Raw genomic sequence first — 18,783 nt, 5'->3', positions numbered from 1 at the left:
TCTAAATCGATGCATTTTGTTTGCCTATTTTAACATGTATTTTTCTTCCCATTCTTTCGGGCTGATTCTCTCTTTTGCGCCTATTTCTTACGAAATGGATTGAGAATCTTTCGTAAACGGATAACCGGCGATCGCAGATGGAACTCCAATTAAAAAACCGCCCCAAAAACATAAGCGGCCCCGTATCGTTTATTAAAAATGCATTCCAATATTTCAAACCTAACGTGTTGGGCAGCTCCTGCGATGTAAAAGATGTAATAGAAAAAAGGAAAAGTAATTAGGTTTGTGATCCAGATCATGGCGGTCGAGATCGGCATATAAAAAACGGAGCTATGATTTGTTTATGAATGGGTCTATATACTACTTTTATCATATTTGAAATCAAAGATCGGATTTAATTCTTTCCCCTATATAAGTTTGTAATGCATCCAAGTATTCCTTATGAAGAGGGAAAATCTCGATCGCTTTTTTGATTTCTATTTCCGCTTTTACAGGATCTTTTTTCTTTTCGAAGTAGAACTTCGATAATAGGAAATGAGATTCGGATTGAAACGCCTTGGTGCGAAACGATTTGGAAACCCCTTTTTTCAAATAAGAACTTGCTTCTTCCCAGTGTCCTTCCATGATCAAACACAAACTAAAGCCGTAGTACGCATCTCCTTTATCGGAAAGGGAAATCGCGTTTTGAAATTCGCTTAAACTTTCTTTTCTCAAATTCTGTCTGAGGTAAAGGCTTCCGATATTCTCATGAATAAGCGCCTCAAAGTCCGGTCCTTTTTTCTTTGCGAGTATGAGGGCTTCTTGATAAGTGGTTGCAGCTTCTTTATATTCTTTGTTGGATTCGTATATAAGACCGAGCCCTCTTTTACAATCCAGGGATTTCGGATCGAGAGCAATACATTTTTTGAAATCGTTCATTGCCGCGATTTGATTCTTTTGAAGATAACGAATCCAGCCGCGAATGTAAAGTAACTCGGCGGTATCACCTTTGAGTTTCAGATTTTCTTCCGCTTTTTGAAGAGCTTCCACGAGATTTTCTTTTTCGGTAAGATCCCGAATTTCCAATATGGGGATTGGTTCTTTTTTGTTGCAGTTTACGATCGAAAAAAATAATTCAATCGTGACAAAGAAAATATTCAAAAAAATCCTTAAGCGGAGGAGATTGAATCTGTTCATGTTTTATTTCAAATCCTATCTTTTTAATTGTACATTTAAAATTTTGCGGAGATTGATGATCTATTTTCCCCGCTCAGAAAGAATCCAAGATCATTTTGATAAACGCAATCGGAAAAAAGAATTTATATGGATGCTTCAGGAATTCAATGACCGGTTCGGCAGGTCTTTTCCTATTTTGGTTCCTTCCTTTAGCGCTAGAAAATTCCGCTGGATATATCTTTCGGGATTTTAGATCGATAGCCCCGGCGATTTCGTTACTAGTGATTAAGATTTATATAACATAAGAGCTTGTCCCAAAACTGTATTCTGTAGGAGTGGTATTGCCGCAACATTGTCATCAGTCTTCTGAGTATAGGAGTTCTTATAGATTGCATTCCTTTGATAGTTTAAACGGATTTTATAATTGTTAAGTTCTTGTTGGAGTTCCTACATTCCGAGGTTTTGGGACAAGTTTTAAGTCTTTTCGAACACGACTTTAAACATTCTAATTTTTCATCCTTTGTTTTTATTAAAGACGATTAACGGAACAGGAATAAGTTATAGTGATTGGCTTGGACATAAAATCTTGGCAGATTCTTTTGAAAAAGGATTCCAATTCAATCAATGAGAATTCTATCCTTTCACAATGCGAAATGAAAGCCACGTTTGCAAAACTCGCGCCTACAAACCAAAGTTTTCCTTTTTTACAAAAAAAATTCTTGGAAGAGAAACCAAAATGCGGGTTTCCGGGGAACCCCAGTTAAGTTTGATTGTCATTGGTATTTTGTAATAGTCGCTTCATATTTCTATTAGAAATTCGAGTTGAGATATTTATAAGTCTCACATCGGATCATACCGGTATGTAATACCCTTTCAAGAGTTTCTTCTAAAAACTGATTTTGCTTTTTGTTGTGATCCCGACGATGTAAAAGCCGGTTCACTTATTTCAAAGAAGGGTAAATTTCTTTAGCTTTTGTTTGGTATGAAAATAATTTCAATATTTTGACAATATAATGTTTATTTTTTCATAATTTAGTTCAAAAAAACAAAAAAGACTTATGCATCCTATATTTTTTTTAACTTTAATCTTACGTCAGTTGTTATATGCAATTGACGCGCCTGATTTGAATTTCAATTTTAATTCAGAGCGGATTTAAATTCGAAATGCAATTTTCAAAAATATTTTTTTTCTTAGTTGGTCCGTTTGCACTTATTATTCTTGTCATGATTTCTTCTCCTTGGCGGACGGGAGATGGGCTCAAAGCCTATCAAGGTAAAATCGATCTTAGAGGAATACCAAACCCCGCCGGCATGACAAAACTCAACGGAGAGTGGGAATTTAATTGGCTTAAAGAGTCGGATGAAAATCATTCCAAAGGATTTATTGAAGTTCCCGGTTCTTGGACCAACGAATTCAAAAATTATCGAGCTTATCCGAAATTCGGTTATGCTACGTATGGACTTAAGGTTTTTCTTCCGGAAGTTTGGAAAAAGAGAATTCTTTCCATATCCTTAGGGGCGATTGCTTCAGCGTATCGAGTTAAAATCAACGACCAGATCATCGGAGAATGCGGAGTACCTGGTATCGACGCCGATTCTACGATTTCAAGGGTTGAGCCGAAAGAATTTTTATTTTTTGCGGACCAAAACGAAATACAAATTGAAATTTTCGCAGCGAACTACAGCTCCACGATACCCGGAGTTTTACTTCCGATTTCCATAGGACCTTCCGATTCCGCGGGAGTTTCGAAAGCGATCACTCTGTTTTTTGATATATTCTCCTTTAGCAGCCTCCTTATCATGGGAATTTATCATATATTCCAGTATCTTTATTTAAGAAGTAGTGTGTCTCCTCTTTATTTCGGAATGTATAGCCTTGTGATCTGTCTCAGATCTTCTTTAATAAATTCTAAAATTTTAATGTTATTCTTTCCTCAAATTCCTTGGCCTTGGGTCAATAAACTCAATCATCTGACTTTGTCGATGGGTGTTCCATTTTTTCTTTTGTTTTTCAGTTCGTTATTTGCTCCATATGTGAACCGGAAGTTCATCAATGCGGGAGTAGTCTTTTCGATTTTATTTTCTGTCGTTACCTTGTTCGGTAACATGCAATTCAATAATCAAAATATTTCAATCTATCATTATTTTATTCTTATTACGATTTGTTATTTGTTCTACGCAATTCTGAAGATCGATTTTGATAAGGAAAGGAATTACGCGTATATTCTTTACGGCTCCGGAATTCTTTTTATCGCGGTTCTTGTGGATCTTTTTTACGTGAGAGTTTTAAAAACGGGAAGTATTCAAACCTCGCATTATGCTCTCGTACTTTTCGTATTTCTGCAATCGCTTCTTCTCGCTTCTGAAAGATCGAGAAAGTTCGCCGAAACGAGAGAGTTGGCTCTTAATCTCAGAACTTCGAATCTGGAGCTTTTCGAGATGAAGGAACAATTGGTTCAAAAAATCGAGGATCGAACCCGCGTTTTAAACGATAACATTGTTCAGATCAATAGGGAATTAGAAATCGCGCAGAACGTCCAGAGAAAGATTTTGACTCCCTTGGATCGAAATATTTCCGGAATACGGTTTTATTACGAATATATGCCGCTTGAAAAGGTGGGAGGCGACTTTTTGGACATATCCGAAATTCTTCCAGGAAAAGTAAGAGTGTTGATCGCTGATGCGGTCGGTCATGGAGTACAAGCTTCCTTGATGACCATGGCTTTGAAAACGGAGTATGAAGAATTGAAAAATCTGGAGAACCCGGCTCAGATTCTTAAAGAATTGAATTCCAGATTCTTAAAAAAATTCGATTCGTTGGAAAGTATATTCCCTTGTATGATCGGTGATATAGATACAAAAAAAGAGGAGTTTACCTACGCATCCGCCGGGCACCCTGATCAGATTCTTCAAGCGCCCGGAGAGTTTCCTTCCTTACTTCAAAAGACCGGTCCGATCCTCGGCTTGTTCGAATCTCTCGAAATCGTTTCTAAGACCGTTCTGTTTCCGACAGGATCGAGGCTTTTATTATTTTCGGACGGGCTTATCGAAAATCGTATGAAGGATTCCTTAAATACAAAACAACATAATATGGAACTGATCACAAAGGCTCTTCACGAAGGAAAAAAAAGCGAGCTGAATGTCTTGATTCAAGAACTCATTAAAATAGAAGAATTAACGCGGGGGGAAAATCCACGCTACGACGATATCACCCTCATAGTCGTGGAATCTTATACGGTTGAAAGAAGTTAGGTGAAATGCTGCGCCTAAATTGCCGTAAGGATCAAAGATTCCATTCGAACAGCATCCCAATCCAGTCCTGCTTTGCCGGAAGCACTCCCGTTCGAATTTGTCCTGTATCATTCCCAAATAAAAAGCCATTTGATCGCCTTGTATCCGAGATAAAATATCCAACCGAGCGGTCCGGGTCCGGGTTTTTTCGTGTTTAAATCGATGTTTATACTCGAATATTGAACCATCATGTCCGAAGCTCGTTTGCTTCCTTCCAACGTTTCTATTTCAACGTTGATGCGTTCCAATTCCTTTTCTATAGCTAGCATATCCTTGACGTTGACGGCCTTTGCGATCAGGTCCTCGTACTTTATTTTTATTCTTTTAAGACTTTCCAATTTTATCAGATTGTCCCGATACGAATCGGTGATATCCAAACCGATCACCTCTTCGTTTTCCATGTCGCCGAGTTGTTTCAATTCGGAAAGAAATACTTCGAAACTTCCGGAAGGCACACGAACGAGGGCGCTCTTTTGACTGATTCGGGTTATAAAACCTTTATAATTTTTGATTAGGGATTTGATTTTGTTTCTGGATTCTTCCAGGTTACCGACGTTTAACGTGACGTAGGCGGTATAGGAAATCTTCCGTTCGTCGATCACGTTCGGTTCGTTTTGAGTTCCGATTGCCGCTCCTTCCGCATTTGCTAGACGATGTGCGGAACATTGGACCAAGAACAAAACGATCGGGAGAATAAGACGATAGGGTAGAAACATGAGGTATTAACATCCCTTGAAACGAAGAAGTCAACTTTTTTTTGATGGATAAAAGAAGGGATTGTAGCCGATCGATCTGAATCAAAACGAATGAACGTTATTTCGTTTTTGAAGTGGTAAATCGAGTAATGAAAAACGCATCCTCGAAACCGGTTCCGAATTTTTTCCGATTTCGAAGAATTGTAATGTTTGTTAAGCGACTACCACCATCTCGCCGGAGCATTTTATTTCTCCGGAATCATCGGCGGCCTCTACGGCAACCGTAATTAGTTTCTCGCCATTTTCTTCTTTCTTACGTTTTACTTTTCCGATACAGGTAAGTTTCTGGCCTGGTTTGGTCATGTTCTTAAATGTAACTCCGAACTCTTTGATTTGTTTTTGATCCGCCCAAGAAGTGCAAAGTCTTCCGAGTTGAGCCATCACATACATACCGTGTGCGATGGTCCCATCCAGTCCCGTTTTACGAGCGAAATCAGGATCATTATGAATCGGATTAAAATCTCCGGATGCACCCGCATAACGCACTAAATTCGCATGAGTGATTACGTCCGTTTTTAAAGGAGGAAGTTCCTGTCCAACCTCGATTTTATCAAAATCAATCTTACTCATAATCATACCTCCGGTTTTCTGATAAAGATGGACATCTCTTGTTCTACGATTGTTTCACCTTTTGTGTTTTTGACAGTGGTTTTAAACGTCATCGTATCCATTTTGCCGACTGTAACGTTGATACATTCTCCTTGAGAAGATACTCTTCCCGGATAGATCGGTTTTAGATATGTGTATTTTTCTTTTAAGTGAAGGATTCTAGAAGTGTCTACTCCCATATTTTCCATATCCTGCCAAATTTTAGGATAACCCCAAAATTGAATTACGGTCGGATACGTTGGAGGAGCGGGAGTGTCTTCGTAACCCGCTTTTTTAGCGGCCTCTACATCGAAGTAAATCGGATTTGTTTCCCCGATCGCCTGGCAGAACTCGCGAATCTTTCCTCTTTCTACGTCGAATTCGTAGCGATCCAACTTGGTCCCGATCAGGTCTTTGGATATTCCTTTTGCTGACATATAAAATTCCTGAATTTTATTTTTAAAAAAGGCTTTTGACCGAATTCAATCCTACTAAAGGGGAGGTCCCGGTCGATGATTTTTTTAGAGAAAAACAGAACAAACGTTCTGTCTGTCAGTTTACGTGAGATTCAAACCATTTCTTTAAATCGGTTAAAACCTTGGTTCTGTCTTCTATACGTTCGTTCATTGTTTCGTGATAAAGTCCTTCGTAAATTTTGAGGGTTTTATCGGAAGAGCCTACAACTTCAAAAAAGACCTCACTTCCGGCGGAATCGGCTATTTGGTCTTCTTTTCCGTGAAAAATATAAATTGGAATTTTGATTTTTCCTGCGTTGGCGAGAATCGGTTCTTCGCTATTTAGAAGCATGTTTCCGAGATAGGTCGAAGCCATTCCATGAACTAAAGGGTCCTTCACATAAGCGTCGACTACTGCCTTATCGTGACTTAAGTGATTTACATTCAAACCAGTCGGAAGAGTCAGATTCGGAAGGATGTCGGCCATAAAAGGCGCGATTCCTTTTTTGAGTTTCATCACGAGGTCCAATTTTACTTTTATAGGAAGGGCGGAAATAATCAGCGCATTCAAGTTACCTTGATTTGTTCCTTCCTCTGCATAGAAAGTGGAAATGGCGGCCCCCATCGAATGACCCAGAAGAGTAACTTTGGAAACTTTTTCTTTCTTCTTTGCGATTTCAATGAGTTTATCCAAGTCGGAAAGATAATCCGAAAAAGAATCCACTGCGCCTCGTTTTCCTTCAGAACGTCCGTGTCCGTGAGAGTCGATAAGATAAAACGCTGTTCCGGTTCCAGCGAAAGCTTCTACTAAGAATTCATAGCGTCCGCTGTGCTCTCCTATCCCGTGTTGTACCACGAGTACCCGGTTCCCTTTCCTACCTTCCTTGGGTTGGTAGGTTCGATAGAAAATCTTGGTTCCTTTACTTCCCACAAAGATATCGTCTTCTAGATTGTAAGAATTAATCCATGACATAGCGAGACGTGTTATAAAAACAAACGATCCTTTGAAAAGAGAAAAAAATTTCATTTGGAAAAAATTCATTCCAATAAGAAGATTCTTTTCTGTTGTCTCACAAAACGAAACGATTTTCCTGGACTCATGTCTTCCTACGGAACATTCTTCCATTGCGGAATGTTTTTGATTTTTACACTTTCGGTTCCGATTTTTGAAGGATGTAATCAAATTCCAAGTTCGAGCAAAAACGTTGTGAAAGGGGATTTGACCCGTATGTTGAAAGGCGGCGATTTTATCTGCAAGGGGGATACGAATCGTGAAATCGAAAAATTCCGTTATCATTGGAAAAAAAATCCGGGAAGATATTCTAATTTGAATCCTCAAAACCGCTGGAAGAACGTTCAGATGACTTTTTATACGGACGAATCTCTCTATATCAACGAATCACAAGATTCCCTGTTCATTCCATCCGGAGGAGAATGTGTTCTGAAATTGGAAAATTTGCCTTCGGATGTTTGTGGAAACCTTTTTCAATTTTATGCCGGGTTGCTTTCGAACGGAGCAAGTGAATTTTTCGGTCAAGGAAATTTGCGTTTTTTTCTGGATAACTCCAAAATCTTCGAGCAAAACTTAAAGTCGCAAAAAGAAAATTGGATTTATTATTCCATTCCTTTGAAATATCCGAATGATAACGGCTTAGGAAAGAGTCAAAAATCAAATCCGAAAAGTTGGAAACTTTTCGAAAGAAAAGATGAACAGGAAAAAAAGGAATGTGGATCGAAATCTTTTCTTAAAATTCGATGGGATTCTGACTTCGGCTCCGGATTATTTTTAGGCTCACCTATTATATTAGAAAAACGGAATATTAAAAAAAAGAACGTGATTCTGATCGTGATCGACGCACTTAGGCAGGATTCTTTGTCTTCGGGCGGTTCTCCGTTCCCTACGACTCCGATTCTTGATTCCTTATCGAAGGAATCGATCGTCTTTAAAAAAACGATTGCAAACGGAAATTGGACTAAACCGTCCATGATTTCCTTTTTTACCTCGGAAATCGCGTCTAATCTCGGACTTGGAAACGCTTGGTTTTACACTTCCGGCCAACAAAGAAAACTTTTCTATTCCAAAAAACCCCTAACACTGCCGAACGCATTTCGGGCGGAAGGGTATTTCACGGAAAGCATAATGAATAACGTTTTTTTAATGGACTATACTTCGGTGGGAGTTGATTTGGGATTTCATAAAATTCAACAGGTCGGCAAAGATACTTTGGATACAGAGGAATTGGTTTCCAGAGCAAGAACATTCTTCCAGGAACACAAAGAGGATCTGTTTTTTTTGCATCTAAATTTGAATACTCCGCATTGGGGTTACCGGCCTCCCGCAAAATATTTGCAAGAATTAAAAGATCGATCCGATTCCTTACTTTGGAAAGGACTGGATGAATACCAACAAAAATATCTGGGAGAGGTTCGTTATACGGATGCTCTTTTAGGAAAAATTTTCGAAGAGCTAAAAAGACAGGGACTTTTCGAAGATTCTTGGATCGTAATTACGAGTGATCACGGAGAATTACTTGAGAAGTCGCATTATTATCACCATCATTTTATCACCGAAACCGTTTACGCTCACGGAGAAACGCACTACGAAAAGGAAATTCGAGTTCCTTGGATTATTCGTCCACCGAAGTCGTTTCTGAGTCGAATTCAAAAAAAAGAATTCAAAGATCAGGTTTCTCTCCTTTCTTTAATGCCTACTTTGTTAGGCTTGAATCAAATTCCCTATCCGCAGGGAAAACTAAAAGGAAACGACTATTCCAATGCGATCTTCGGTGAAAAAGGGCCGGAATTTGAGCCGGTAATTTATACCGAAGGGAGATTCTCGGAATCCGTTCGGACAAAAGACTTTAAATACATACGAAGATATCCGGGTTATGATCTTGTTCGTAGGACGAAAGAAGGAATCCCACACAAAATGCCCGAAGAACTCTACGATCTCAAAAAAGATCCCGAAGAATTGCAAAATGTCTCTGCTGTTGATTTTCAATTGTTAAGCGAAGCAAGATCTATCTTAAAAGAAAACCAACTTAATAAAAACGCCTTCTTTTTGAGGCTTCCGAAATGTGAAAAGATCTGTGAAAGAGAGATTCAACTTTTTACCAAAGGAGGAATCTATCGTTATGATTTTACGGGAAGTTTGAACGTCTTACGGGAGGATTCGAAAAATATTACTTTAAAGATTTTAAATGAATCAAGTCGTTCCGATCAAATACTTACCGTCAAAACGGTGGATCCTTCCCCGAATTTCAAACTTCAAATCTTGAAAAACGGAAAACCGGAGGGTTATCGTGTCGGCAAATGGGGGATTCGTTCCGATGCCGCGACAGAAATTCTTTTGATCGAACCGGATTATGTTTCTCTCGGAAGGAATCCATATCGATATACTTCTTCTGAAGCTCCGTTTTTATACTATCACGTAGGATTTTCCGGGGGAAAAGAGACCGAAGAAGAGGTTGCTATGGGACAAGAGGTGCGTAAGATTTTGGAAAGTTGGGGTTATATTCATCAGTGATCGAATGGAAAAAAGATGGCGGGATATTCAGGCAAATCCTTAGGAGATAAACTCGGGCTCAAGGCTGGTATGAAGGTTTTTTTCGAAGATCTGCCGGAGGACGTTCGAAAAGAACTTAAGGATCATCTTACAGATGTGGAATCATTCAAAATTTTGAAAGATTCATTAGATTATTTGCATGTATTTGTAAAAGAATCCGGAAAACTCCGGAAGCGATTTCCGAAACTGGTTGAACATTTGAGTGAAAAGGGGATGATTTGGATTTCCTGGCCCAAGGGTTCTTCGAAGGTCTCGACCGATATTAATGAAAATATCGTTCGTAATATCGGATTGGAATTGGGAATCGTTGACGTAAAAGTATGCGCCGTTTCGGATATTTGGTCCGGATTGAAGTTTTATAGAAGAAAAAAGTAATATTTTGAATTTTGAAACCGCGATTCGTTTGAGACAATAGAATTGTTTTTCAGATCATAGTATGGATGTAAAAGGTACGTAACGTTATCTTTGAGTGTTTTCCTTATCTTTTCGATTTCTGTAAAATCCGCGAGAGACGAATCAGTTTGTGACGCAATTCCAGCCCTGCGTTTTTTCTTCGAATATTCAATCCGAAGAAATTAAAACGGGAATTGCTGGAGACCAGTTTTCAATTTTATGATCGACTTACACGTAATTTGCTTCGTGGGTCATCGAAGGTCTTCTTTTTTCTTTGCTCGCCTTCATCGCTTCCAGAAGGTTTTTGATCATTGTTGGTTGTTTTCTAAAAAGTTCTGAGAGTTCTTGCGGCGCGGCTTTTGCCGCTTCTAAGGTTTCTTTATTCAAAGCTTTTTTTGTTTCGACCATTGCGGACGCGGGAATTCGGTTGAGGACGTTGATTTTACTCAACGATTTTTTTCTTAGTTCTTCCAGAGAAACGCCTACTTCGCTTAACAATCCGTTTTGAACCGCATCCGCCGGTTTGTAAAGCGCGCCTTCCATTGCTGCTTCGGATACGAAGGAAGGTACCATAACCTGCCTCATCCTAAGGACCAACGTTTTTGTAATCGGCAAGCCGACCAGAGGTTCCGCGAATCCGATTCTTCCTTTTCCGTCCACCATGTATCTGTAATCACATGTGTACACGATAATTGCTCCACCTCCGACAGCGTTTCCACCGACTTCCGCAATCAAAGGTTTTGGAAAGCTAATGAGTGATCCGAACATTTCAAAAATTCCGGCCATTATCTTAGAAATTTCGTCTGTGGAAGAATTGAGGATTGTGTCTGGATCGAGTCCAAGACAAAAGTCTCCATCCGGTCCGGAAATGATTCCTGCTCGGATCTCCTGATCCATGGTGAATTCTCTTAGAATATCACCCATCTCGTGTATCAACGGAAGCGTGAGCGTCATCGATCCTTCCGGGATTAACTTCATCACTCCAATTTTTGAATCCTTAGAAGTAATCACTTCCTTTGCAAGTTTCATATGATTCCCCTCGATTTCCCGGATTTTGGAATCCGTTGGTTTTCTTGATTTCCAAAATTGATGTTTGATATTTTTAGATCAAATTTAATTCTTTCTGCAAAAAGAAATAAATGGTTTTGTCTTTAAACTATTGATTCAAGCATCCAATGGAATTTCTACAATGAATTTAGTTCCGAGCCCTTCTTTACTTTCTAAACTAATTTTTCCTTTGTGAAGTTCCACGATAACTTTTACGATGAACATTCCGAGCCCTGTAGTTTCTTCCCCTTTTAGTCCTTGTCTTCTGGCTTTTGTGAACTGATCGAAAATCGAGGGCTGAAGGCCGTAAGGAATTCCGATCCCGGTGTCTTTCACTATCATCATCGCTTTTTTATTTTGAGCGTAAGAATGAATGAGGATTTCTCCGCCTTCTTTCGTGAACTTTAATGAATTGGAAATTAGGTTTTCCAAAACTCTTTGGAATTTCAACAACTCTATCTTTACCGGAAGTGGATCGATTTCCTGTATTGTGTAAAGTTTGATCTTTTTATTTTGAGCTTCAGGGTAATTTTGTTTTACGAGCGATTCAATAAGATAGTTTAAATTCGTTTTTTCCGTTTTGAGTTTGAAGTTTTCATTTTCCATTTCCGCAATCTGCAACAGATCTTGGATGATATTTAAGGATTTATCCGCCGCTCGAAACATCATATTAAGAAGTTCCGTTCTGTTTTGATTATCGGTTTGTTCTTTTAAAAGTTCAATTAGGCCCAGAATTCCGTTAATCGGATTTTTAAGATCATGCATCACCGTCGTCAACAACCGGTTCTTACTTTTGATAAGGCTGCCGGTTTTTTGTTCCAATAGCTTTTTTTCGGTGATGTCTCGAATATAAAGCGTCGCTCCTAGAATTTCTCTCTCGCTTTTTGATTCTTCGTTGCATAGAGTACCCGAAAAAGACGCCTGATCTTTCGGATACGAAATTCGAGTGTTTTCAGTCGAACTGTAAATGGGAGAAGTTAGAATTTCATAATAATTTGAATTTCCCTCTTGGTTCGAAATCTTCCACTCTTTTCGAACCGGAATACCGTCGAAAGTGGAATCGTAAATATCCTTCCAAGTGGCGGAGGTATCGAGTCTGAACCGTTCTAAGGCGTAATTTCCTATTTTCAGATCTATTTTATATATATTGAATATGAATTCTTGAAAGAGGTGATTCATTATTAGAATTTTGTAATCTTTGTCCACGGACAAGATCGCGTCTTGCGTATTTTCCATCAGTACCTTTGGATTTCCCCGCTATTTGGATAACTCGATTTGCATACAGATGTTTTGAAAGTACGAAGATTCCGGTGATCTTTTTATTTTTTGGTCGGATTCAAATGAACCCGTATTCTTATTTTAAAATAACAACATTATGCTTATTTGTAACTCTACTCCTATCGTCCCAAAAGTTGCTGAAATCGGTTTGTTGATCCGAAGTCGATATCAATTTTACAATTTTGAAACTCTTTGATTGTCTCCGAAAAAAGTAATGCACTCCTTAAGGCCTTCTATTTTATGAAAATTTTAAATGATTTTATTTAATAAAATATATCTCAAAAATTCACAAATCAATATGGAAAAGTTATTTGGTAAAAAGCATTCTTTTCTATGATAACTGAAATTTTAGGATTTAAATTTTAATTTTTTCTTTGAAATACTTTTTTCATTGGACGAACAGGAACGAGACGATCTTCGGAAATCTGATTCAGATGTTTAAATGTTCCGTAAGGAAGCAACATATCTTTCCGAAGTCTGACATACTTGATTCCAAATTATGACTTATTTCAAAATTGAATTCTTTTATTCCATTTTTTAAATGAACCCTACACGATTTGTCGAATGGTTCGTACACTAATTCTTTTTTACGGAGTTCGAAAGAGATTCGACAATGTTGTTCATTTAGGAGAATAGCTATAGCGAATGTTGTTTTTTCAAAATCAACTTTGGTTTTTCTTTCCGTTTTTGGAAAGATCTTATGTGATACTTCTGATGACTCAGGTGAATTCGGTGTGACAAATGCGAAAGCGATTATTATGCTGCGATCCATAGCGAGCAGCACTTTAGTTTCAACGCGGTATAACCTTTGCTTGCAAGGTGGACTTGCTCAAACTTTCTTACAGTGCGTCCCAAAACTGGGACAGAACCTTATATTGAATTCACGTTAACTTAGATTTCGTCTCAAAAACTCAAATGTAGGAACTTCTACGAAAGTGTTCTAACGATAAAATCTGTTAGAAAATTCATAAATCACCAATCTGCGAGAATTTCCACATTCAGAAAACTAATGACAGTGTCGCGATAATGCCGCTCCTATGGAAGACAGTTTTGTGACGGGCTTTTAGTTCCTTCTGTTGTTTTAGAGTTGTTGAAAAATTTCATGATTCAGATTAACAAAAGCCGCTTCAAACGCTCATTTCGATGCAGGAGAAAAGAAACGGATCGAGAGTTAATTTTTCAACAGCTCTTTTGTGGTTCATGCTCGCATCTAACCCTCGTTTTTCAAGCCCGGAGAAGGGCGCCATTTTGTCTTAGTGACAAGTTACCCTTAATCTAAACGGGAATTTGAGTTAAAATTTTCGGAAAGAAATGAGATTTCGATATCGTATTCAATTAGGTTTGTTTGTAAGTGGCCAAAAATTCGGAGGAGAACCCGCTTCAAACGGATTCTCCATTCAAAAATTTGAATATTATTTTTTAGATCTTTTGGAAACTGATTTTTTAGGAAGTTCCACTTTTACCTCCGGAGTGACAGCCCATTCTTTTTTGTAGAATTCTTGTCCGTTGGAGGAATGTTCATGTTGGGTCAACGAAGCGTTCATATCGTACTCCGGTCGAAATTTACTTTCGATCCATTCTCTAAATCGATCAATGAATCCGAAGATCGAAGGTACGACCACGAGCGTTACGATGGTTGAAAGGATTAATCCTCCGATGATCGCAATTCCCATAGCGGTTCTGGATTTTGCCGCTTCTCCGAATCCAAGGGCGATTGGAACCGTTCCCATAATCATTGCGATGGAAGTCATTAAAATCGGCCTGAGTCGAACGAGCCCCGCTTCGTAAATCGCGTCGTTTCGAGACTTTCCTCCTTCTCTCATTGCTTGCATCGCATAATCCACTAGAAGAATCGAATTTTTTGCCACAAGTCCCATGAGAAGGATCAAACCGATCATTGAAAAAAGGTTGAGCATTTCGTTTGTCAATGCGAGTGCGAAGAATGCTCCGGAAATTGCCGGAGGAATTGCAAATAGAATCGTGATCGGGGTGATAAACGATTCGTATAAAGAGGCAAGCACTAGATAGATAAATACGAGCGCCAATCCGAACGCGAGTACGATGTTTGCCAAAAGTTCTTTGAAGTCTTCCGATTGACCTTGGAAATTATATCGAATTCCAGGAGGTGGAGGGAGTTCTTTCTTTAGAATTTCATCGGTGATTTTGGTCGCATCCTGAACCGCTCCTCCCGGCGCTAAGTTCGCATTGATAACGATCGTTCTCGCTCTGTCAATCCGATTGATTCGAGAAGGGCCTGCCGCTTCCTTTCCAACGCTGATTGCGGAAAGTGGAATGAGTTTATTGGCGATATTCGGCACTTTGGTTTGTCCGTAGGCCATTTTTAGGTTTCTTTGGTCGGGGCGAAGTCTCATCTTCACTTCGTATTCGATTCCATTATCATAAAATTTACTGACTTGATCCCCCGCAATCTGATAACGAAGTTCTGAACCTGCAACCCCGGGAAGTACCCCAACAAGTTGCATTTTCAGATTGTCCAAGTGAATTTGATACTCCGGTTTTCCCGCTCTGTAGTCGGTGTCGATATCTGCTAGATCGGAAAGAGATTTTAATCTTGCTACTACCTTTTTGGAATACGCGTCCATCTCGGCTAAATTTTCCCCTTTGATTACAAGCTGATAGGGATACTGAATTCCGCCTCCGACCGCGCTATAATCGGATACCGCCGGTCTAGCATATGCGAACGGTTTTAAAAGTTCACGGATATCATCCTTGACTTGAGTCGTAGTACGTTTTCGTTTTTTAGAATGTACTAATGCAACTGCAAGGGTTCCTGCGTTCGGTTCTCCTCCGTCCGGTTTACCGATCGTAATCGCGATCATATCCATTTCGGGAATTTTCTTCAAAATTTCAAGAACTTGATCCGCGACTTGTTTGGTTCCTTGAAGACTCGTTCCGGGAGGAAGATCCAAGGTAACTAGGAATTCTCCCTGATCGTTTGCGGGTAAAAACGTACTCTTTACGAGTTTCAGAGATAAGATTGAGAGAATGAAAATTCCAAGAGAAGCCAAAAGCACCATTCCTGGTCTTTTGAGGGCAACTTTCATTACTTTTCCATACTGTCTTTCAAGCCAGGTTTGGAATTTATTGAAAAATTCCACGGCTTTATTTGGTTTTGCGTGGTGATCGATCTTACCGGCGAAATAGGCAGAAAGCATCGGCGCCACTGCAAGTCCGTCGAAGAGAGAAATGAGCATTGCAAAGACTACAGTTAAACCGAACTGTTTGAAAAACTGACCTACAATGCCGGAAAGAAACCCTACGGGTAAAAATACGGCGATCACCGTTAAAGACGTCCCAATAACGGCTAACGTTACCTCCGTGGTTCCCGTTTCGGCCGCTTCCATTACACCCTTTCCTTCCTCCAGTTTTCGGAAGATATTCTCTCGAACTACAATTGCGTCGTCTATGAGAAGACCTACCGCCAAAGAAAGAGCTAAAAGAGTCATCACGTTGATGGTAAAACCCATCGCCCACATTAAAACGAATGCGCCGAGCATGGAGTTCGGAAGAGCAAGTCCCGTAATGATCGTAGAACGGAAATTTCCTAAAAAGAAATAAACCGTAATGACGGCGAGAAGAATCCCGATTATGATCGCTTCGGTTACGTCCTCGACGTTGTAACGAATCCATCTGGATCCGTCGCGAATCAAACGGATCCTTGGTTTTCCGTCTAAGTTTTGAATTCCTTCGTTGAGTTTAACGATTCGTTTTAGAACTTCGTCTGCAACCGCGACCGTATTGGCTCCTGATTGTTTGTAAACGTCGATGAACAGAGCGGGCTTTGTTTCTTTCGCAACGGCGATATTTTCTTTCTTCCCTTTAAAGAAATTTCCGATCTTTGTGAAGAACGAGACTTTTTCCTCGACGGCTCCTTCCTTCGAGGCCCAAAGATAACCGATCGTTTCTTCGTCTTCCGTTCCGTCCCGAACGATTCCCAGTTGTTTGATGAGAACCGCATTTCCAACTTCACCGCTGAAGGAAACGATTGTATTTTCAATTTGAGATAAGGATTCGTACCTTCCCAGGGTTCTGTAAGAAGTTTCTTTAACACCTGCTTCAAATTTTCCGACTGGAACGTTTAAACCTGCGGTTTTCAGGCGGTTTGCAATTACAACTGCGGGCATTTGATAAGAAGTTAGTTTGTTCCTATCTAATTCAATTTGGATTTCTCTTCGAGTTCCGCCGACGATCTTGACTGAACCGACGCCTGCAACTTGTTCTAATTTAGATTTTACGGTTTCTTTAGCGATGTCGTAGAGTTTTGCTTGGTCTAGTTCCGCGAAAAGTGCGAGTCGAACGATCGGTTGATCCGCTGGATCGAAACGGACCACCTTCGGTTCTTTGATTCCGGTTGGAAGTTTGGGTTTTACGAGTCCGACTTTATCTCTAAATTGTTGTTCGGCGTATTTGATGTCCGTTGCAAGTGTAAACTCACCGAATACGACCGAAACACCTTCCTGATTTCTGGAAGAAATTTTTTTCAGACCGGCAATAGAGGAGAGTTCTTCCTCTAGAGGTTTGGAAACGAGTTCTTCTATTTCTTCGGGACCCGCTCCTGGATAAATTGTGGTAACGGAAACAATCGGGATGTTTACGTCCGGAAAGAGATCCACTCCCATTCTTCCCAGAGCCACCCAACCAGTGAGAAGCATCAGAAGAACGATACTACAAATAAAAATAGGTCGTTTGATCGAAAGCTGGGCGATATTCATGGACTACCTCAGTATAACTTACCACTTGGCGTCGAGCTTCTTAAAAAAGAAATCAATATCAAATTTCCGTAGGGAAATTTTAACATCTCTTGAAAATAATGAATGGGCACCTCGTTCTTCTATGTTTACGCGTTCGGGTAATCGTTAGAACTGTCCGTTCAGAAGACAGACGACTGAAGGCTTTTCTAGTGCAGTTTGCTTTTGTTCTCTTTTTTGTCTCCGCAAGCTGCATTTTAAATTCGTGATGTATTATCTCCTCCGTTTCTGTCCTCTGTCCAGAACGAGCGAAGCGAGTTCGTCAGTCTTCTGTCCTCTGAATGCGAGTTTGTCAGTCCCCAGTCCTCTGAACAGACAAGGTCTTAATAAATTCTACGGATTGCCTGAGAAATTCTTTGGATATTATCTTTTGTCAGGTTGGGATAAATCGGAATACAATGACCTCTTTGAAAGAGTTTTTCTCCATTCGGGAAGTCTGAATTTGGAAGTTCTAAAATATGATGAATCGGTTCTTCCGCTACTTTTTGGGTTCCGATCTGTAAGGAACGAAAGTATCTTTCAACCTGTTCGTAACTTCCCGGTGCAAGAATAATAAAACGGTTAAACGTATCCAGATTCGGATCACCATACCAAGTTTTTACCGAACTTCCCGAGATAGACTGAAGATAAACTTGTGCGATCTTTCTTTTTCTTTCTAAGATGATTCCGATTTTGGAAAGTTGTTCGATTCCGAGGGCGGCTTGGTAGTCGATGAGATTGTAATCTAATTTAGGTTGTCCTTCTTTTCTTTGGTAAGGTTCTTTACCGGCTTTCATGGTGCGGATTTTTTTAGCCAAAGATTCTTGATCGGTAATGATCATCGCACCGTTTCCGGTTGTAATCATCTGGTCTACGGAAAGTCCACAAACAGCGATATTGCCTTGTTTTCCCGGAGTGAATGTCGCGCTTTGAGCGCCTAAAACTTCGGAAATATCTTCGATGACTGGAATTTCCTGAAAGTCGTAACGTTTTGCGTCTGCAATGGACCCGAAAGAATGATCCAAAAGAATCGCTTTCACGGAAGAGTCTTGGAGTGCTTTTGTAAGCCCTTCTGGACTCAAATGAAAAGAATTTTTATCCAAATCGATTACGACTGGAATTGCTTTTAAAAGAAAAACCGCATCTAGTGCAGAAACAGGCGCGAAGGTGGAGAGGGCCACTTTGTCACCTGCTTGGATATCAAGTGCGAGAAGGATAAGGTGATATGCAGAGGTGAGGTTGTTGCTGGAAATGACCTGTTTATAACGAAAGGTGGAAGCGAATGCTTTTTCGAAACGTATTGTCACATTTCCGGTTGTGAGGTGGTCTTCAACTAAGCATTCGAGAACAGTTTTCAAATCCTCCCTGGATAGAGTAGGTTTGTGAAATTCGATTTCCGTCTTTTTTTTAAGATTTTTTTCCGAAATTTCAGTTTCGATGCTACTCATATCCAACTTGGGCTCTTATAATTTTATTATGTCGCATTTTGTATTTGAATTCTATCTCGT

The 18,783-nt window shown here is 39.7% G+C and carries 12 protein-coding genes and 1 pseudogene; 3 read left to right on the top strand and 10 right to left on the bottom strand.

The features are described from left to right. Positions 1 to 24 precede the first annotated feature (24 nt). Together CLV95_RS20020 and CLV95_RS04140 are read right to left on the bottom strand one after the other, a co-directional pair. A pseudogene (locus CLV95_RS20020) lies at positions 25 to 323 on the bottom strand (DUF2062 domain-containing protein); the annotation flags it as partial. A 58-nt stretch (positions 324 to 381) separates the two neighbouring features. After that, positions 382 to 1,176 (bottom strand): tetratricopeptide repeat protein, encoded by a 795-nt coding sequence (locus CLV95_RS04140; RefSeq protein ID WP_016561350.1) that lies wholly within the window; start codon positions 1,174 to 1,176, stop codon positions 382 to 384. Between the two features lie 1,143 nt (positions 1,177 to 2,319). Here CLV95_RS04140 and CLV95_RS04125 point away from each other — a divergent pair. After that, positions 2,320 to 4,407 carry a SpoIIE family protein phosphatase gene (locus CLV95_RS04125; protein WP_002728593.1) on the top strand — a complete coding sequence of 696 codons (2,088 nt, stop codon included), beginning with the start codon at positions 2,320 to 2,322 and terminating at the stop codon, positions 4,405 to 4,407. Positions 4,408 to 4,514: 107 nt separating this feature from the next. Here CLV95_RS04125 and CLV95_RS04120 read toward each other — a convergent pair whose 3' ends face one another. The 4 genes from CLV95_RS04120 to CLV95_RS04105 form a co-directional block, all read right to left on the bottom strand. After that, positions 4,515 to 5,162, bottom strand: a complete 648-nt coding sequence (locus CLV95_RS04120; RefSeq protein ID WP_002728590.1) for a DUF4349 domain-containing protein — start codon at positions 5,160 to 5,162, stop codon at positions 4,515 to 4,517. A 192-nt stretch (positions 5,163 to 5,354) separates the two neighbouring features. After that, on the bottom strand, positions 5,355 to 5,771 hold the full coding sequence (locus tag CLV95_RS04115) for a MaoC family dehydratase (RefSeq protein ID WP_002737383.1): 417 nt from the start codon (positions 5,769 to 5,771) through the stop codon (positions 5,355 to 5,357). A 2-nt stretch (positions 5,772 to 5,773) separates the two neighbouring features. Then, positions 5,774 to 6,226: an FAS1-like dehydratase domain-containing protein gene (locus tag CLV95_RS04110; RefSeq protein WP_002728597.1), complete on the bottom strand. Its 453-nt coding sequence runs from the start codon at positions 6,224 to 6,226 to the stop codon at positions 5,774 to 5,776. A 115-nt stretch (positions 6,227 to 6,341) separates the two neighbouring features. Further along, the gene (locus CLV95_RS04105; RefSeq protein ID WP_026053941.1) at positions 6,342 to 7,286 is read right to left on the bottom strand and encodes an alpha/beta hydrolase; all 945 of its coding nucleotides are present in this window, start codon (positions 7,284 to 7,286) and stop codon (positions 6,342 to 6,344) included. 90 nt (positions 7,287 to 7,376) lie between these two features. Between CLV95_RS04105 and CLV95_RS04100 the strand changes: the two genes are divergently transcribed. After that, positions 7,377 to 9,770, top strand: coding sequence for a sulfatase family protein (locus CLV95_RS04100; RefSeq protein WP_017853529.1), 2,394 nt, complete (start codon positions 7,377 to 7,379; stop codon positions 9,768 to 9,770). A gap of 15 nt (positions 9,771 to 9,785) precedes the next feature. Next, a complete protein-coding gene (locus CLV95_RS04095) occupies positions 9,786 to 10,184 on the top strand; it encodes a DUF3052 family protein (protein ID WP_002728606.1) in 399 nt (132 codons plus the stop codon). Between the two features lie 246 nt (positions 10,185 to 10,430). Here CLV95_RS04095 and CLV95_RS04090 read toward each other — a convergent pair whose 3' ends face one another. The 4 genes from CLV95_RS04090 to CLV95_RS04075 form a co-directional block, all read right to left on the bottom strand. Continuing rightward, positions 10,431 to 11,231 (bottom strand): enoyl-CoA hydratase/isomerase family protein, encoded by an 801-nt coding sequence (locus tag CLV95_RS04090; RefSeq protein WP_002732325.1) that lies wholly within the window; start codon positions 11,229 to 11,231, stop codon positions 10,431 to 10,433. Positions 11,232 to 11,366: 135 nt separating this feature from the next. Next, positions 11,367 to 12,485, bottom strand: a complete 1,119-nt coding sequence (locus CLV95_RS04085; RefSeq protein ID WP_002732723.1) for a sensor histidine kinase — start codon at positions 12,483 to 12,485, stop codon at positions 11,367 to 11,369. A gap of 1,454 nt (positions 12,486 to 13,939) precedes the next feature. Further along, positions 13,940 to 17,260: an efflux RND transporter permease subunit gene (locus CLV95_RS04080; RefSeq protein ID WP_002732241.1), complete on the bottom strand. Its 3,321-nt coding sequence runs from the start codon at positions 17,258 to 17,260 to the stop codon at positions 13,940 to 13,942. 359 nt (positions 17,261 to 17,619) lie between these two features. Next, complete coding sequence (locus tag CLV95_RS04075; RefSeq protein ID WP_002724641.1) at positions 17,620 to 18,723, bottom strand: DegT/DnrJ/EryC1/StrS family aminotransferase; 1,104 nt, start codon at positions 18,721 to 18,723, stop codon at positions 17,620 to 17,622. Between the last annotated feature and the right edge of the window lie 60 nt (positions 18,724 to 18,783).

The sequence above is a fragment of the Leptospira borgpetersenii serovar Javanica genome (genome assembly GCF_003046425.1).
Lineage (GTDB): Bacteria > Spirochaetota > Leptospiria > Leptospirales > Leptospiraceae > Leptospira > Leptospira borgpetersenii.
The sequence above is the reverse complement of the archived record's forward strand: the minus strand, read 5'-3'. Positions and strand labels throughout refer to the sequence as shown.

Bases quoted from the DNA above. Each gene is read 5' to 3' on its own strand.
- CLV95_RS04100 (WP_017853529.1), top strand. From the start codon at position 7,377: ATGTTTTTGATTTTTACACTTTCGGTTCCGATTTTTGAAGGATGTAAT.
- CLV95_RS04095 (WP_002728606.1), top strand. From the start codon at position 9,786: ATGGCGGGATATTCAGGCAAATCCTTAGGAGATAAACTCGGGCTCAAG.
- CLV95_RS04115 (WP_002737383.1), bottom strand. From the start codon at position 5,771: ATGAGTAAGATTGATTTTGATAAAATCGAGGTTGGACAGGAACTTCCT.
- CLV95_RS04140 (WP_016561350.1), bottom strand. From the start codon at position 1,176: ATGAACAGATTCAATCTCCTCCGCTTAAGGATTTTTTTGAATATTTTC.
- CLV95_RS04125 (WP_002728593.1), top strand. From the start codon at position 2,320: ATGCAATTTTCAAAAATATTTTTTTTCTTAGTTGGTCCGTTTGCACTT.
- CLV95_RS04090 (WP_002732325.1), bottom strand. From the start codon at position 11,231: ATGAAACTTGCAAAGGAAGTGATTACTTCTAAGGATTCAAAAATTGGA.
- CLV95_RS04110 (WP_002728597.1), bottom strand. From the start codon at position 6,226: ATGTCAGCAAAAGGAATATCCAAAGACCTGATCGGGACCAAGTTGGAT.
- CLV95_RS04085 (WP_002732723.1), bottom strand. From the start codon at position 12,485: ATGGAAAATACGCAAGACGCGATCTTGTCCGTGGACAAAGATTACAAA.
- CLV95_RS04080 (WP_002732241.1), bottom strand. From the start codon at position 17,260: ATGAATATCGCCCAGCTTTCGATCAAACGACCTATTTTTATTTGTAGT.
- CLV95_RS04075 (WP_002724641.1), bottom strand. From the start codon at position 18,723: ATGAGTAGCATCGAAACTGAAATTTCGGAAAAAAATCTTAAAAAAAAG.
- CLV95_RS04120 (WP_002728590.1), bottom strand. From the start codon at position 5,162: ATGTTTCTACCCTATCGTCTTATTCTCCCGATCGTTTTGTTCTTGGTC.
- CLV95_RS04105 (WP_026053941.1), bottom strand. From the start codon at position 7,286: ATGAATTTTTTCCAAATGAAATTTTTTTCTCTTTTCAAAGGATCGTTT.